18 protein-coding genes are annotated in these 15,139 nt (G+C 43.7%); 3 read left to right on the top strand and 15 right to left on the bottom strand.

Annotation, left to right across the window (positions count from 1 at the left end; genetic code table 11):
- The 13 genes from AC1DUA_RS12255 to AC1DUA_RS12195 form a co-directional block, all read right to left on the bottom strand.
- A partial coding sequence (locus AC1DUA_RS12255; protein ID WP_477500018.1) for a phosphopantetheine-binding protein occupies positions 1-344 on the bottom strand: 344 nt, incomplete at its 3' end.
- Between the two features lie 25 nt (positions 345-369).
- The gene (locus AC1DUA_RS12250; protein ID WP_477500017.1) at positions 370-2,031 is read right to left on the bottom strand and encodes a fatty acyl-AMP ligase; all 1,662 of its coding nucleotides are present in this window, start codon (positions 2,029-2,031) and stop codon (positions 370-372) included.
- Positions 2,032-2,049: 18 nt separating this feature from the next.
- Positions 2,050-2,352, bottom strand: coding sequence for an acyl carrier protein (locus AC1DUA_RS12245; protein WP_477500016.1), 303 nt, complete (start codon positions 2,350-2,352; stop codon positions 2,050-2,052).
- A 21-nt stretch (positions 2,353-2,373) separates the two neighbouring features.
- Positions 2,374-3,540, bottom strand: coding sequence for a cysteine desulfurase family protein (locus AC1DUA_RS12240; protein ID WP_477500015.1), 1,167 nt, complete (start codon positions 3,538-3,540; stop codon positions 2,374-2,376).
- Entirely contained in the window at positions 3,537-3,902 is a 366-nt protein-coding gene (locus AC1DUA_RS12235; RefSeq protein ID WP_477500014.1) for an iron-sulfur cluster assembly scaffold protein, read from the bottom strand. The genes AC1DUA_RS12240 and AC1DUA_RS12235 overlap by 4 nt, the downstream gene beginning before the upstream one ends.
- A gap of 38 nt (positions 3,903-3,940) precedes the next feature.
- Positions 3,941-5,119 carry a LuxE/PaaK family acyltransferase gene (locus tag AC1DUA_RS12230; protein ID WP_477500013.1) on the bottom strand — a complete coding sequence of 393 codons (1,179 nt, stop codon included), beginning with the start codon at positions 5,117-5,119 and terminating at the stop codon, positions 3,941-3,943.
- A gap of 11 nt (positions 5,120-5,130) precedes the next feature.
- Complete coding sequence (locus tag AC1DUA_RS12225; protein ID WP_477500012.1) at positions 5,131-6,546, bottom strand: MFS transporter; 1,416 nt, start codon at positions 6,544-6,546, stop codon at positions 5,131-5,133.
- Between the two features lie 242 nt (positions 6,547-6,788).
- Positions 6,789-7,478, bottom strand: coding sequence for a carboxymuconolactone decarboxylase family protein (locus AC1DUA_RS12220; protein ID WP_477500011.1), 690 nt, complete (start codon positions 7,476-7,478; stop codon positions 6,789-6,791).
- Between the two features lie 234 nt (positions 7,479-7,712).
- Positions 7,713-8,141 (bottom strand): MarR family winged helix-turn-helix transcriptional regulator, encoded by a 429-nt coding sequence (locus tag AC1DUA_RS12215; RefSeq protein ID WP_477500010.1) that lies wholly within the window; start codon positions 8,139-8,141, stop codon positions 7,713-7,715.
- 367 nt (positions 8,142-8,508) lie between these two features.
- The gene (locus AC1DUA_RS12210) at positions 8,509-9,300 is read right to left on the bottom strand and encodes an ABC transporter ATP-binding protein (protein WP_477500009.1); all 792 of its coding nucleotides are present in this window, start codon (positions 9,298-9,300) and stop codon (positions 8,509-8,511) included.
- A 21-nt stretch (positions 9,301-9,321) separates the two neighbouring features.
- Positions 9,322-10,554: an MFS transporter gene (locus AC1DUA_RS12205; RefSeq protein ID WP_477500008.1), complete on the bottom strand. Its 1,233-nt coding sequence runs from the start codon at positions 10,552-10,554 to the stop codon at positions 9,322-9,324.
- A gap of 78 nt (positions 10,555-10,632) precedes the next feature.
- Positions 10,633-11,079 carry a FadR/GntR family transcriptional regulator gene (locus tag AC1DUA_RS12200; RefSeq protein WP_477500007.1) on the bottom strand — a complete coding sequence of 149 codons (447 nt, stop codon included), beginning with the start codon at positions 11,077-11,079 and terminating at the stop codon, positions 10,633-10,635.
- A gap of 126 nt (positions 11,080-11,205) precedes the next feature.
- The gene (locus AC1DUA_RS12195) at positions 11,206-12,225 is read right to left on the bottom strand and encodes a glycine-rich domain-containing protein (RefSeq protein ID WP_477500006.1); all 1,020 of its coding nucleotides are present in this window, start codon (positions 12,223-12,225) and stop codon (positions 11,206-11,208) included.
- Between the two features lie 134 nt (positions 12,226-12,359).
- On the opposite strand from AC1DUA_RS12195, the gene AC1DUA_RS12190 reads away from it, so the two are divergent.
- Together AC1DUA_RS12190 and AC1DUA_RS12185 are read left to right on the top strand one after the other, a co-directional pair.
- The gene (locus AC1DUA_RS12190) at positions 12,360-13,250 is read left to right on the top strand and encodes a TIGR01777 family oxidoreductase (RefSeq protein WP_477500005.1); all 891 of its coding nucleotides are present in this window, start codon (positions 12,360-12,362) and stop codon (positions 13,248-13,250) included.
- A 119-nt stretch (positions 13,251-13,369) separates the two neighbouring features.
- Positions 13,370-13,864, top strand: a complete 495-nt coding sequence (locus tag AC1DUA_RS12185; RefSeq protein ID WP_477500004.1) for a glutathione peroxidase — start codon at positions 13,370-13,372, stop codon at positions 13,862-13,864.
- A gap of 45 nt (positions 13,865-13,909) precedes the next feature.
- On the opposite strand, the gene AC1DUA_RS12180 is transcribed toward AC1DUA_RS12185, so the two are convergent.
- On the bottom strand, positions 13,910-14,131 hold the full coding sequence (locus AC1DUA_RS12180) for a YuzB family protein (protein WP_477500003.1): 222 nt from the start codon (positions 14,129-14,131) through the stop codon (positions 13,910-13,912).
- Positions 14,131-14,433 carry a HesB/IscA family protein gene (locus AC1DUA_RS12175; RefSeq protein ID WP_477500002.1) on the bottom strand — a complete coding sequence of 101 codons (303 nt, stop codon included), beginning with the start codon at positions 14,431-14,433 and terminating at the stop codon, positions 14,131-14,133. The genes AC1DUA_RS12180 and AC1DUA_RS12175 overlap by 1 nt, the downstream gene beginning before the upstream one ends.
- 250 nt (positions 14,434-14,683) lie before the next feature.
- On the opposite strand from AC1DUA_RS12175, the gene AC1DUA_RS12170 reads away from it, so the two are divergent.
- Positions 14,684-15,043 (top strand): winged helix-turn-helix transcriptional regulator, encoded by a 360-nt coding sequence (locus AC1DUA_RS12170; RefSeq protein ID WP_477500001.1) that lies wholly within the window; start codon positions 14,684-14,686, stop codon positions 15,041-15,043.
- The last annotated feature ends 96 nt before the right edge of the window (positions 15,044-15,139 follow it).

The following is a 15,139-nucleotide window of genomic DNA, read 5'->3' as shown; positions in this document are numbered from 1 at the left end:
CTTCCAGATATGTTAGGAAAGCGGCAGCCAATGCCAACAATAGCAATGGGATCACGTCGATCTGGCATTTCTCGCGAAGCAGCAGGCTCCTGATTAAGCTTTTGTCCTTCTTCGCTCGCTCCCAGATAATGAGATAACTCGTAAAGGCTCGTGTAATCCCAAAATATCGTGGGAGAAACAGGCATATTCAGCTTTGCACCTAACTCACCTGATAACAGCATCGTCTTTGATGAATCAAGACCGTAAGAACTGAAAGGCTCATGAATATCAATTTCTTCCAGCTTTTGGTCAACCAGTAGCGCTATCTCATTTCTTAACCAGTGCATCACTTCAATTGACTTCATCAATCTATTCCTCCGAATCGGCTAGTCAACTACGTTGAAGTTCGCCTGTTTCATACCATTTCTTCGTCAAGCTGCGCTGAATTTTGCCGCTGGAGGTTTTCGGAATCGTCCCTGTACGAATCAATATAAGATCGTTCAGATGAATATCACAATGCTCCCATAAGATCCTCCGAGCTGCTGCTAATACTTCGTTCTGTAGCTGATCGCTTCTCTTGCCAACATCCTCTTCATCCTTGCTGCGACTCCTGTATTCGCGGTTGAGCTCTGCAACAACGACGATTTCTTCACTTCCATCGGCACATTGTCGCTGAAAAGCAGCAACATACTCCTTACGCACGGCTGGATGGCAATTTTGCACGGAGAACTCTATATCTTGCGGATACAGATTGCGTCCGTTGACAATCAAAACATCTTTGATTCTTCCTATGATATACAGTTCATTGTCCTTGATAAAACCTAGATCACCTGTACGCAGGAATCGTTCACCAGGGAAATTAACCAACTCTACTTGAAAGCATACCTGCGTTGCCTCTTCACTTGCCCAATAACCTTGTGCAACGCTAGATCCGCTCACCCAAATTTCGCCAACCATCTCTTCATTGCACAACTGGCCATCTCTATGATTGACGATAACTATACGCTGCTCTGGAACAACAATTCCGCATGCAACAACCGCTCGAGCATTCTCCGTATCTTCAGAAACAGGTACAGCTTGATCTAATTCGAGACGATCAACATCCAGCCATAATGAGGTATATGTTTGCTCTCGCTTATAGCCAGAAACGTATAAAGTACCCTCAGCTAATCCATAGGATGGAGCGAAACTCTTTGCTTGAAACCCATACGGGACAAAAGTGTGGATAAATTTCTCCAATGTTTCTTTTCTAACTGGCTCCGCACCATTGAATGCCAGAGCCCAACTACTTAGATCAACATCCCCATCTATCTCCGGATTAAATTTCTCAACGCATAGCTCGTAGGCAAAATTAGGAGCACCGCTGTAAGTTGCGCGGTATTTCGTAATTGCGCGCAGCCATCGTATTGGCTTTTGCATGAAACTAACCGGAGACATATAGACAAGTTCACAACCTAAATATAAAGACATAAGTAATTGTCCAATTAATCCCATATCATGGTAAGCAGGCAGCCAATTCACTATGCGAGTCGTTTCTGAAAGTTGAAAATACTTCGCAATTAACGACATGTTATGAATTAAATTACCATGGCTGACCATGACCCCTTTGGGATCTGCGGTGGATCCTGATGTATATTGCAAGAATGCGATATCATCCGCCCTACAAGGCATACAATAAAATCCGCCGTTTGAGACTAGATGATCCGTAGCCATAAATTCCAAATTTGAAAGCAAGGAATCTTTTTCAGTACGCGAGAGTAAGTCTATAATCAATTTATCTGTTGATAGCGCGATCTCGGTTCGAGAATTATGAATAATCGCATCAAGTCGTGGTGTTGGGCGTCTCATATGCGGAGGATACGCTGGAATTGGGATAACTCCAGCATATAGACATCCCATAAACCCAGAAATAAATTCCAGTCCTGGTGGATAAAGCAGCAATGCCGTCTTATGTTGACTGCCACGTCTATGAAGAGATGAAGCAATAGTCATTGCTCGTTTGTTCAAATCGGCTGCAGTCATACTCACTTCTTGATTCTCTCCATCAACCAAGTACGTCCCCCAGTCTTATTATGAAATGGAAGATGCCATGCGTTCGTATACATAAGAAGTCAGTGCATCAACGGATTGAAAATGATGGCGCATCTGATGAAGTTTCGTACGATCAATATGAAATCCAAATTGTTGTTCAATGCCCCCGGCAATGTAGAAGGCTTCAACGGATTCCAAACAAAGTCCTTCACCAAACAAAGGGGCATGATCTACAATATCTTCCGGAGAAACCCCCTTTAACTCCAGGTTCTCAATAATTATTTTTTGTTTAATCAGCTTAGCTATTTCTGCTTTATCATAAATCTGGGGTTTATTTTCCATAGGGCCACCTCTCCATGTCGTCTACTTGCTTGGTATACATTGATAGAAATGAGCTAATGAACGCTCCATGCTTTGTAAGAAATAATGGATATCTGACTCTTTTGTAAATAAGCCCATGCTAATGCGCAATGACGAACGAATCTCATTTTCGTCCAACCCCATTGCTTGTAATACGTAGGAGAGTTTCTTCTCATCGTTTGAACTGCAAGCCGAGCCAACAGAAACAGCAATACCGAAACATTGGTCTAAATAGGCGGCTAACGCCTCTCCTCGGACTCCTGGAATTGCAATGTTAAGCGTATTTGCCAAATTGTATGTTGAATCCAAAGTGCCGTTAATCCTTAGATTAGGAACAATCAAATTCAATTTATCTACTAGAAGTTGTTTATAGGCTATCATTCTGTCATACAAGGGCTCCATCTCCGCTTTAGCCACACGGCATGCTTCTGCAGCACCAATCAATGAAACAACGTTCTCCGTACCACTTCTCAGTCCTTGCTCTTGCCCACCACCATGAATAAGCGGTTCCAATAAATACGCCTTATTCACGTAAACTCCCCCGATCCCTTTGGGACCATACAACTTATGAATTGAAAAAGATAACGCGTCGACCCCCAACTCTTGCACATGGATTGGAATCTTCCCGACAGCCTGAACAGCATCCGTGTGAACGAATATCCCTCTCGATTTGGCAATAGCAGCTATCTCCTGAATGGGTTGAATCGTTCCTGTTTCATTGTTGGCAAGCATGATACTTATCAATTTAGTGTCTGGTCGAATCGCATTAATTACCGTCTCCGAGGAAATCTTACCACTTTCATCAACAGGGACGAATGTAACTTCTCCACCTGCAAAGTTGCACCAGTACCGAAGCGTTTCCCTTATTGAAGGATGCTCAATGACAGATGAAATGACATGGAAAGGTGACCCCGCCCACCTGCTTAGATACCCTTTAATGACCCAATTATTGCTTTCACTTCCACCTGAAGTCATATAAAGTTCACTTGGCTCGCATTCCAATAATGCGGCAATCTGCTCACGTGCTARGTATTGCGCCACTTTGGCATTCTTACCAACACCGTGAACACTTGAAGGGTTGCCGAAAGTTTCTAAAGCTTCCGTCATGACCTCTCGTACAAGAGGATGGATTGGCGTCGTTGAATTATAATCAAAATAACGACCTGTCAAGGCTTGCACCCTTGACGTTCATGAAAAGAATCGAATAATTCATTCAGAATATCAAGGCAATGCTTTTGGTTAGGCTCCAGCTCACCGAGCATTTCTTCACGGCTTGCCAGTGTGATGTCAATTAATTCATCGATTGCTTTTCCGTGAACACATTCACTAAAAATGCTTGCTGTTGCGATCGACGCCGCGCAGCCATAAGCCTTATACTTAATTTCCTTTATTTTACTTTCTTGAAAATTCACACAAACATGTATCGTATCCCCACAAATCGGATTGCCGATTCGGAACTCCATATCTGGGTGGATAATATCTCCAATGTTTCTAGGGTTCATAAAATGATCAGAAATAATTGCATTGTACATGGTTCAACTACTCTCCTTTTATTAGGTTGAGTATCCCTCTATCCAATAGGGCATTGTGTAATTCTTGCTTCATTATCTGACATGAATTTTTCCAAATTAATCGCGCAACAGCCTACTTCTGCCCCTTTGATGCGGTACATATAGTTCAAGACCTGTCCCTTCCTTCCGCAAGGGCATGGATTTTTGTCCATATATACAAGATCATCCGTCATAATAAAACCTGGATACGATAACGACGTTGGGTCATACACAACCAAGCGTCCCGGCTCGCCAAGCGCCACCTCTTCTGCTAATTTATCCAGATTGCGAATGGAAAAATGAACCCAAGGAGGAACATGCTTAGCGTGATGCTCGCATTCGATAGCCATGAAATTCGTTTCGACTAATCCGAACATATCACGTACTTGTCCTTGATGGACGCCAAATTTTTGCGCTACTTGTTCATAGAACGCATGGCGGTTAATCTCCCTCCCTGTATAACTCCTCCAGCCGCCTAGTGTAATTACTTGTGACTGTTTGTCGAGTTGAATATCAATCTGGTGTTCCTCGATATAAGCAGCTAACCTTTCGACCAGGAAAGGCGGGCCGATAATATGACGGGTGTGCACATGCTGCCAATCTCTCAATTGTTGGAAAACAGCCTCTGGATCAAACTCGTGCCCGCTTATAAAAAACCGGTTTGAATCCAGTAATCCGGAGAACATATTAATCAGCTTTACGAGTCCCATCTCTGGCATTTCCTCCGCTGAGGGCGCTAAGTAAATGGCTGCTCCGCCAAAAAATCCAAACATCTCGCGAAACATAGAGAAAATACTGAGCACGCTGCGGGTTAATGTTTGCTCATCCCTGCGTGAAATACTCGGTATTCCACTAGTCCCCGTACTTCTCAACTCATGCTCTACTTCGTAAATCGGTTTGGTTAATAGCAAATGGGCGTTGACATCCTTAAATTTCGCAATTCCAATCGTTGGAATCAAAGCGACATCCTCAATGCATTGAAAATTCGTCAATGTCACTCCTTTCTCTTCACAAATTTTGTTATAAAGCGCATTATGCGTATAGTGATATTGGAAACTATGTTTAATTAGCTCTAGTTTCATCTCGTTTTGCGACTCATCTGGCAATTGATAGATGGACTTGATTGACGCAATGACGCTGCCAACAGGGTCCATCCCCAGCTTAGCCGATTTTTCAAAAAACTCACCATACGTAGACATGTTTAGCCCCCTCAGTTTTGGGTTACCCCCTCTTTCTTCCTGTTCAAAAGCACTAATGAAAACATAAAACCAATCGCTAGAACAGCACCGCTAAGGTATGCATGTTGAAACCCCTCAGTTCGAAATGCTTCTACAGCACTCGCAGATGCAACTGCGCTCCTCAAAGTAACTGAAACGAATAGCGCAATTCCTAGCGCTCCGCCAAGATTACGAAACATAGCGAAGGTACCTGAGGCTATATTCAGTTGTCCTTCTGGGATGGACATCGTGCTGAGTGTAAGACTGGCAATAGCTAAAATACCTATTCCAATTCCTGCTAAAGCTAAACAACCAACAAACAAGCTTATTGAAGATTGCAAATGAATTGTTCCCAGGAGGATAAAACTAATAATGGTAATGCCATATCCGATTGTTAGAGGAATTCGACTACCGATTCGATCGATTAATTTACCAATGAATGGAGCGATGATCAGTAAACTAACAGATAATGGTGTCATCAGAATGGAAGCTTTCAATGTGCTGAAATGCAATATGCGAGTTAAAAATAGCGGGGAGATCATCATCGTTCCCATTAACAGGAGACCGCCTAATGTATTCGACAGGAGTCCAGCCAAGTACTGACGGTTTTTGAAAATAGTAAGATCTAATAAAGGATTCGTGTGTTTGGTTTGGGTCCATAGGAATCCACTGATCGAAAGTAATGCAAACAAGATTTGCCACCAGACTGCTCTGCTTAACCAGCCGGACTCCGTCACCTGTAAGAATCCATTGATAAAAAAGAATAAACCCAAACTAAGTAATAATGTGCCCCACCAGTCAAGTTTGCCGGGTTGCAATTGGTCCTGATGTGACTTCAAAGCGATTCTCTGTAAGAAAAGTGCAAGTAGGATGACAGGAACATTCATATAAAATACCCAATGCCAGCTGAACGCTTCCGTTATCAAACCTCCCAAGCTGGGCCCGATGGCAATAGCTAATGCGCCAACCGCACTCCAGATCCCCATAGCTGCTCCAACTTTTTCTTTGGGGACGATAGATCGAACAAGACTCATGCTCGCGGGAATCGCCATTGCTCCGCTGATTCCTTGAAGAGTTCTTGCTGCGATAAGAAGCAAAGCATTTGGTGCCAAAGCGCATAAAAGCGAGCTCAACATGAATAATGTCAATCCTAGTGAAAACAGCCGCTTTTTCCCGTAAAGATCAGCCAACTTCCCCATAAATATGAGTAAAATAGCTACGGTCATTGTGTAGGCATTCATCACCCATGCAGCCGTTTTTAATGAAATGGCAAATTGTTCGATCATCGTTGGCAATGCAATATTGACAATCGTACTGTCGAGAAAGATGACAAACAACCCAAGACTAATCACGATTACCTGATACATCTCTGATGCTGTGGAGGGAGCACCTTTCAATTCAAGTTGCATCCGTCACTCACCTTCCCATCCTGATGTAAGCCATTCAACCATCCTTGCGTGCAAGTTCTAGTACCAAAGATGGTTGAACTGCTGCCCAAACTGTTCTTACTTCATTTCGATCGTGATCGTTTACGCATCATACTTATAACGAAAAATGCGCAGCAACAGACTAGCAAACATCCAACAACAACCATCGTTAACGTGGACACTGTACGCCTCCTTTCCTAGTGAAGCATTATAAAAGCGAGGTTCTAGTTCTGGGCTACTGCATCCGAATGATAATCGAAGGCATTGAGCGCATTGATTCCGTGAGTCAAGACGTAGCCTGCATTCGCAACACCGCCGACTAGCAGCCCTTCCATTAGTTCCTCCGCTGTCCCGCCCGACTCTTTGAATTTCCGAGTATGGCTGTCAATGCTATAAGCGCAGCCATTCACATGTGCGATAACTACAGCAATCAGCTGTTTTGTTYTGGCATCGATAGCGCCATCCGCCATTGCGGTGGACTGGAATTGCTCAAAAGCCGCAAACGTCTCTGGACGTGTTTCCTTAACCTGTGGAAGTTTGCTGGCGTTACTCGTTGCATATAGCTCATTATTAACAAGATCATTCATGGTATTCCATGCGTTCACGCTATGAAATAAGACCGTTTCTGCATTCACTGCACCTGCCACCAGAATAGCTTCCACTACCTCTTCAACAGAACCTTCCAACTTTTTAAATTTACCCGTGTGAACATCAATACAGTAAGGACATCCTGTAACATGTGTTACAGCAACGGCAATCAGTTCTTTTGTTCTTGAAGTAATAGCCCTCTCGGCAAAAGCTTCACCCATAAACTGAAAAAATGCTTTGGATCCTTGTGGTGCAATCTCTTGCAGTTCAGCTACTCTTCTCAAATTACTGCGTTCATACAAAGAATTAGAATTTTTAAGGTTCATTCCCATATTCCTCCATTTCGATGATTTAAATATTATGATATCTAACTTAATTTTAACTGTCAACATATATATATTTCGACTTTATAATGTTAAATTTTCATTTATTTACGCATTATAAGTCTGAAATAGGCTATAATTAATCCTTTGTTAAAATTCATCGCCCTCACATTAAGTTAGATATCTAACTATATACTTAAAAAAAGACTGTCATACAACATGAAATTGTCAGCCTACTTACGTTTGAAAATTACTGTCAACACGCTTCATCCAATGCAGCATCAAGGCAATCTCCTGATCGGAAAATCCTTGGCGAATCATCTTTTCTCCCTCTTCGACAATAGCTAAACAAGCCTCTTTAATTGAAGAGCCTTTCTCCGTCAAATAAATACGATTGATACGCGTATCCAACTTGTCTTGTACACGATAGATCATACCTCTATCTTCTAAACCGCGAAGAAGAAAAGTCATGGAAGCCGGTTGAATGCCTAAAATGTGTACCATATCCTTTTGGGTCCGTCCTTCTTCCTCCCATAGAATCATAAGGACGCCAAGCTGAGAGTTCGTGACACCTTGTTCCTCTAGCCTTTGATCCAAAAAATTGCAGGCATTGCGATAATTCTTCTTCAACCAGAATCCAATAGATCCATGTAGTGTAGCGTTCATGTTGGTTCTCCCTTTACAAGTTGCTTTACGTTATATTGCCATTATATACGATCACCTCTCTGATGAACATATTGCAAGCAAGTATACTTGGTTCTAGCCTTTGGACATTTTTCTCTTCGCATTCCAATACGAAATCCAACCAGCCGTGTAACAGATGAGACAGCCGAAAAACCTAGGCTTCAGTAGTGATTTTTGCGGATTAATTGGGCATGAGGTCATCTTCCTACCTCCTTCCTCACCATTTAATTAGATATCTAAATATATAGTATGACACCCAATACCACATGTCAATAATTACCACAAAATAAAGAGCACTTCCATAAAGAAAGTGCTCTTAGAACCTTTTATATTATGAAACGAGCCTAGCTCACTCATCACTCGCAGGGATCGAAAGCCAGGGGCGTTCACGCTGCCAATTCACTTCAACCTCCGACTCAAAAAAAGAGGATAAACCTTCACTCGTCAATACAAGGCGTGACAACCCTTTTGCGAATACCTCACCACGGCGAATCAATAAGGTTTGATTGAAAACAGGAAGAATTTCTTCAATATGGTGAGTCACGAAAATTAACGTTGGAGCATCCGGTTCCTTGGCTAATTCTTGAATGCTGGAGAGCAAGGCTTCCCGAGAGAGGAAATCTAATCCGTTCGTTGCTTCATCCAGAATCAACAGCTTAGGCGAGGCCATTAATGCACGTGCGATTAATAGCTTCTGCTTCTCACCCTGTGAGCATGATTGATAAGTGCGGTCGTATAAATGCAAACAATTAAGCCGCTTCATGTGTTCTTTGGCCTGCTCGAAATCTTCCAGGCTCGGCTTCTCATACAGCCCGATTGAAGCATGTTTACCGCTAATTACGACATGCTGCGTTTTATCTGAAGCGTACAATTTCTCCTGAAGAGATGAACTTACCCAGCCAATCATTTTACGCAAATCTCTTAAATCTACCGTGCCAAACGGATGACCGAGCACAGCCATTTGCCCTTGACTAGGCCAGATATATCCATTAATCATATTCAGGATGGTTGTCTTACCTGAACCATTTAAGCCCAGCACAGCCCAGTGCTCATTTTTGGACACCTGCCAGTTGACCTGATTCAGTATCGTTTTATTATCTCTATACCAGGAGACATTGTTCATTTCAATAATCGGTGTCATTCCTTTTCACCTCTCAATCAATTAAGCTTTTGCAACATTTTGCGGTAGTTCAGCTTGCGTCATATTCAATTTTTTATCCGAAGGAAGGAAAGCAGCCAACAGCCCGATTAGCGGCAAGAAAGCGCAGAGTTTAATGACAAATGAGATGCTGGTTGCATCCGCAAGTGTACCAAGCACGGCTGAACCAATCCCGCCTAGTCCGAAAGCCAAGCCAAAGAATAGGCCAGATACCGTCCCGACTTTGCCTGGCAGCAGTTCCTGCGCATAAACGACAATAACGGAGAAACCCGATAGCAGAATGAACCCAATGCAAGCACACAACAAGCCCGCCCAAAACAGATTGGCATATGGCAAAAGCAGTGAAAATGGAGCCGTTCCCAGAATGGAAAACCAGATCATATTCCGTCTGCCGAATCGATCCGCCATCGGTCCGCCAAGGAATGTACCAACTGCCCCTGCAGCAAGCAAAGTGAATATGAATAGCTGCGCTTTTTCAACGGAAAGCTGATCATGTTCTATTAAGTAAAAGGCGTAGAAACCTGTCATGCTTGCTACATAAACAAACTTCGAAAACAAAAGCATGATCAAAATTGAAATCGCATAGGTAACTGTTTTACGCGGCAGAGGCTGTTTGGCAACAAATGCTTTACTTGAAGCCGCCGATCGGCTGCTGCCTGCGTTACGATACCATTTGGCTACGAAGAACTGAACGATAATCGCTGCAGCAGCGACAAACGAAAACCAAATAATCCCGAACTGACCGAATGGAACGAAGATCAGCGCTGTAAAAATTGGTGCAAGAGCCTGCCCAATATTACCGCCTGTTTGGAAAATTGACTGCGCCAATCCTCTGCGAGGACCGGCAGCCAAGTAGGCCACGCGTGATGCTTCAGGATGAAGCACGGAGGAGCCTAGACCAACAAGCACGACAGCTCCGAGCACTTGAACGAACGAAGAGGCTACGGCGAGCACAATCACACCTAATAACGAGAAAAAAACACCAGCGGGTAATAAAAAAGGTTTTGGCTTTGCGTCTGTATACAGACCAATCAAAGGCTGGAACATGGAGGCTGTTACATTAAGCGTAAAAGCAATCCACCCGATTTGAGTAAAACTCAACTGCAGCGAATTATGAAGAATCGGGAACACAGCAGGTATAACGGATTGAATAGCATCGTTCAATAAATGGACTAGCGAGATCGAAAATAAAATTGCATAAACCGTATGATTGCGAGTTGAACTTGAATCTGACAATGGAACTAACCCCTTTCATCATATCATCTGATGTTTAAAAGCATATGAGAGTGAAGCTACTCCTGGTTTACAAATTGTTTAAGCTGTGTGAGTATCAGTATCGTCCTTCTCCAATGCTTCATAACGTTGATCGAGCGCGCTTCGCATCTGTTCAAGGTCGTTCTCATCGCGCCGCTCAGCAGCCAATCGAGAAATTTCCAACTCAAGCATCCTTCTGACCTCGTAAACCTCCAGAATCTGAGCTCTACGCAGTCTGTGATCAAGCGGCTCCTGCACAGCTGACTGCGCCTTCAGAAAGGTGCCGAAGCCCTGTTTCTTCTCAAGCAGGCCAGCGTGCACAAGTACACGGACCGCTTCGCGGATCGTTGAACGTCCCACAGCGAACTGCTGCATCAATTCCGGTTCCGTCGGAATCTTATCACCAGGTTTTATTTCTCCTTCTGAAATCTTCTTTTGCAGCTGATTCACGACATCGTCTACCAACTTTGGACGGTTCAGCGGCTGAAAAGACATTTTTGAATTCATCTGATCATCTCCTGTTTGAAAATGAGTATAGCATAGTGCATCTGAAATTTTCTAGTCTAATTTTTAGCATGCCCTTGAATGCGAAAAACACTTCCCTGAGATTTCCGAGGAAAGTGCTTCTGACCATTAACTCGAACCGCAGCTTGAACCTGACGAGCAGGAGGAACTTGATGAACAGGAGGAGCCGGAGCCTGAAGAGCAAGATGAATTCGACGAGCAGGAACTGCCTCCCCCTTGATCTCCGGGGCTATCGCTGCTTCCTCCAGAACTTCCGCATCCCGAGGAAGAGCAGCTGCTATGTTTATCTCGCGGATCTTCCGGGGAATTCTCCGGGAAATTCGCATTCATATCGTTGGCATAACTCTGTGGGCTCTGGATGGAAAAGAACATCATAGCGCCTGCCAGATACAGCATTGAATTGGGGTTAGCCACTGAATAATCCCAGCCCGTATCTTCGAGCCGGCGGCTCTTAGCGGCATTATTCGCTTCTAAAATGGCTTGCTCAACTAAGAGGCGAATGGTCTCTGCCACCTCGGGATACCGAGCTGCCTGCTCCATATTGAACAAGCTGCCAGCGATCGCATCCACATTGCCTTTACGAAGCAGCTCTGTACGTTCAGGATCAAGTGCATTGCGGAAAAATCCGTTCCAGCAGCGCTTACTGCTCGGCGCAAATTCGAACAGATGAGCATACACCCAGTCGAACCAAGCGCGTTCTCCCGGCATCTGCTTCGGTTCACGTTCTGGGGAATGATGAATGACACCACCTGCAAACTGTTCTCCGAAACGCTGATATTCCCTTGTAAACATCAACATTTCGTGCCACAAGTCATCGATTTCGGCGCTAAACATCGGTGTTGATTTCAGAATGAGACTCATTACGAAATAACGCTGTAATTCAAACCATTTGCAGGCATATTCGTCGTCTGTCATACGTGGGTGTTCGGTTTTCACCCGATATTGAATTCTTTCAGCATAGTCTGCGGGAATTGAACTGTTTAACTTAGTAATCATTCGATCTAACGGAATACCTTCAAGCAACCCTAGACCACTAGGCAGTTCCGAGGCTCGATAGACTGGCTTGGCTTTACCAGGTCGACTGCGCTTAGGTGGTTTAGTTGATTTACCAAATAAAAAACGAAACATAGGCATCCCTCCTTTTTCCAATATAGCATTTGTTTCCTATTCCGTGTCAATGATTCAAACCAGGTTTCATCATCCTGCGAGGATGACATGCAAATTTTGTAAATGATATAATAACCTGAAGGAGGTGTTCATCGATGAAAATAGCGGTAACAGGCGGAAGCGGCTTTATTGGAAGACGTTTAATTGCCTACTTCCATCAGCGCGGTCATGATATGATTGCGATTTCACGCTCATCCCAAGCAGTCGTACAAGGCGTGCGCACCGTAACATGGAAAGAACTGCAAGATGAACCTGGACGGCTTGAAGGACTTGACGCTATCGTAAATTTGGCCGGCGAATCGATTAATCAGCGCTGGACGACTGCCGCTAAGGAGCGCATTTTGGAGTCCCGCATTAAAGCAGCACAGCAAGTTGCGCAACTGGTAGAACGTTTGGACAAGAAACCTAAGATCGTCGTTAACGCTTCAGGTATGTCTATTTATGGCACGTCAGAGACTGCAACGTTCGATGAGCGCAGCCCGCACCATTCGATGGATTTCTTATCAAGTGTCGTGGACAAATGGGAACAGGCGGCAGATCAAATCAAAGGCCCTCGAATCGTAAAAGTTCGGGTTGGACTTGTACTCGACGGGAAAGAGGGAGCATTTCCAAAGATGGCTTTGCCTTACAAGCTTGGCGTTGGCGGCACTATCGGCAGCGGCAAACAGTGGCTGTCTTGGATTCACATTGAAGACATGGTGAGATTGATCGATTTCTGCATTCAAAATGAAGAAATCATCGGTCCCGTCAATGCAACAGCCCCAAGCCCCGTCACGAACAAGCAGTTCGGAGCGCTGCTAGCCAAAGCCATGCACAGGCCGAATCTGTTCCCGCTCCCTGCTTTTGTTATGAAGCTTGTTTTCGGCGAATTGTCTACACTCCTTCTAGAAGGCCAGAAAGTGCTGCCGCATGTACTGCTTCAGCACGGATTCAACTTTACTTATAGTTCCGTCGACGAAGCGCTGGCAGATATCGTGCACAAATAAACCTGGAATTGCGAGCTCGGCTCGCTCCGGGTTTTTGCCCTATAAATAGTCACTTCACAAATCAATTAAAATTGTGTAAAATTAATTTGTATAAAATAATTGTGAAAAAGGTGATTCTTTTGACCGTTCATCAATTTTCGGCCCGGACGATCCGCGGTGAAGATAAGTCGCTTGCAGACTACCAAGGGCAAGTGCTCCTTATTGTTAATACTGCAACCAAATGCGGATTCGCACCTCAATTTAAGGGACTTCAAGAGCTTCATGACACATATAAAGATCAGGGTTTTAGCGTGTTAGGCTTTCCGTGCAACCAATTCAAAGATCAAGAGCCTGGAAACGATGCGGAGGTTGAACAGGCATGCCAAATCAATTTTGGCGTGAACCTCCCTTTGTTCTCCAAAATTGATGTCAACGGCGCTGACACCCATCCACTTTATCGCTACTTGAAGCAGCAGGCTTCCGGTCTGCTAGGCTCCAGTATCAAATGGAACTTCACCAAATTTCTAGTAGACCAAGACGGCAACGTGATTAAACGATTCTCACCAACTACAACGCCACGCAAAATCGAAAGTCAAATTCGCAAACTGCTCACCAATTCCACCATACATGTTTAATTAATAGAAAAAACCGCCTGGGCTTTATCGCCCAGACGGTTTTTTCTATTTGACGTATTTTTTAGCCTTTTCGATTGCTTCGTCTTCTGTTGCTCCTGTCACATAGCGGCCATTAATGAATATAAAAGCAAAACGAGAACAAGGACCGCAATACGATTTACAGGCAATTTTGACTTCAGCATCAGGTGCAATGACTTTAATTTTTGAAAGTGCAGATTTCACTTTCATATGTTTGCATTTATCACAAATGCGAATATCATTGCGCATTAGTGATCTCCGTTGTTCCCCTTGCTTGGGTTCGTAATCATGAAACCTTCTTCTGGTGTGTAGAAGTAATCAATACGGATACCATCAAGCAATGGTTCACTTTGATCCAACAAAACATCAATGCCTTTATCGGTGCTTACAACGACGTCTTTATCAGATTTATCGTCAAGACCCAAGCCATAGTGAGCATGGTCACCATGCTTATGAGTCACTTGTACGCGAACCAATAAGCCCTTGTTTTCTTCTTTTTCAAGTTCCAATTGAAGTACTTTCGCAGCATTACGGGAAATTTTGACGTTCATATGTACACATCTCCTGAAACAATAATTTTATTTCTTATTGTAAAGAATCTAAGGCACGAAATCAACCTTTGTCCATGACTGTCTTGAAAGTGATTTACGATCGCCACAATAAAGCCCCACTATTGCTAATTGGCTTCACGAACTTTAAAATACATAGTAGTGAAACTACTTTACCCTAAATACAAGATGGTAACTTACTTACTTCATGGATAGTTATGTACATTCCAAAATGGAAAGGACGCGTTTCTGAATGTCTACTCTTGAAAATGAAAAAGTCGCCCCACTCAGCAACTATGTTCCTAAAGTACCGAAAGAGATTGAATGCTCTATTGAACGAACACTTGAAGTGATTGGTGGTAAATGGGCATTTCTCGTGCTTCGGGAACTGTTTTGCGGTACGAAACGTTTCGGCKAACTGCAGCGTCAAGTGACTGGAATCAGCCCTAAATCTCTAACCGATATTCTCCGTCATCTCGAGGATCACGGTGTTTTAGAGCGGATGGCATACCCTACTGTCCCTGTTACCGTTGAGTATACATTGACACCTAAAGGCCAGGATTTGCATCAAATATTAAAAGAAATGAAGCTATGGTCTGCTAAGTGGACATAATGAGTTAATAACAGCTGAGGAGTTGGACTTACGTGATTATCATTAAAACAAAAGAGCAAATTGAAAAAATGGGCAGAGCTGGACGCATTCTAGCTG

The sequence above is a fragment of the Paenibacillus sp. 01T422 genome (assembly GCF_056398785.1).
Note: the sequence above shows the minus strand (reverse complement) of the source record. Positions and strands in the feature narration are given on the sequence as shown.

What these genes read in the sequence shown, in the direction of transcription:
- AC1DUA_RS12245 (WP_477500016.1), bottom strand. Translation starts at nt 2,352, where the DNA reads ATGGAAAATAAACCCCAGATTTATGATAAAGCAGAAATAGCTAAGCTG.
- AC1DUA_RS12235 (WP_477500014.1), bottom strand. Translation starts at nt 3,902, where the DNA reads ATGTACAATGCAATTATTTCTGATCATTTTATGAACCCTAGAAACATT.
- AC1DUA_RS12230 (WP_477500013.1), bottom strand. Translation starts at nt 5,119, where the DNA reads ATGTCTACGTATGGTGAGTTTTTTGAAAAATCGGCTAAGCTGGGGATG.
- AC1DUA_RS12225 (WP_477500012.1), bottom strand. Translation starts at nt 6,546, where the DNA reads ATGCAACTTGAATTGAAAGGTGCTCCCTCCACAGCATCAGAGATGTAT.
- AC1DUA_RS12215 (WP_477500010.1), bottom strand. Translation starts at nt 8,141, where the DNA reads ATGAACGCTACACTACATGGATCTATTGGATTCTGGTTGAAGAAGAAT.
- AC1DUA_RS12210 (WP_477500009.1), bottom strand. Translation starts at nt 9,300, where the DNA reads ATGACACCGATTATTGAAATGAACAATGTCTCCTGGTATAGAGATAAT.
- AC1DUA_RS12200 (WP_477500007.1), bottom strand. Translation starts at nt 11,079, where the DNA reads ATGAATTCAAAAATGTCTTTTCAGCCGCTGAACCGTCCAAAGTTGGTA.
- AC1DUA_RS12195 (WP_477500006.1), bottom strand. Translation starts at nt 12,225, where the DNA reads ATGTTTCGTTTTTTATTTGGTAAATCAACTAAACCACCTAAGCGCAGT.
- AC1DUA_RS12190 (WP_477500005.1), top strand. Translation starts at nt 12,360, where the DNA reads ATGAAAATAGCGGTAACAGGCGGAAGCGGCTTTATTGGAAGACGTTTA.
- AC1DUA_RS12180 (WP_477500003.1), bottom strand. Translation starts at nt 14,131, where the DNA reads ATGCGCAATGATATTCGCATTTGTGATAAATGCAAACATATGAAAGTG.
- AC1DUA_RS12175 (WP_477500002.1), bottom strand. Translation starts at nt 14,433, where the DNA reads ATGAACGTCAAAATTTCCCGTAATGCTGCGAAAGTACTTCAATTGGAA.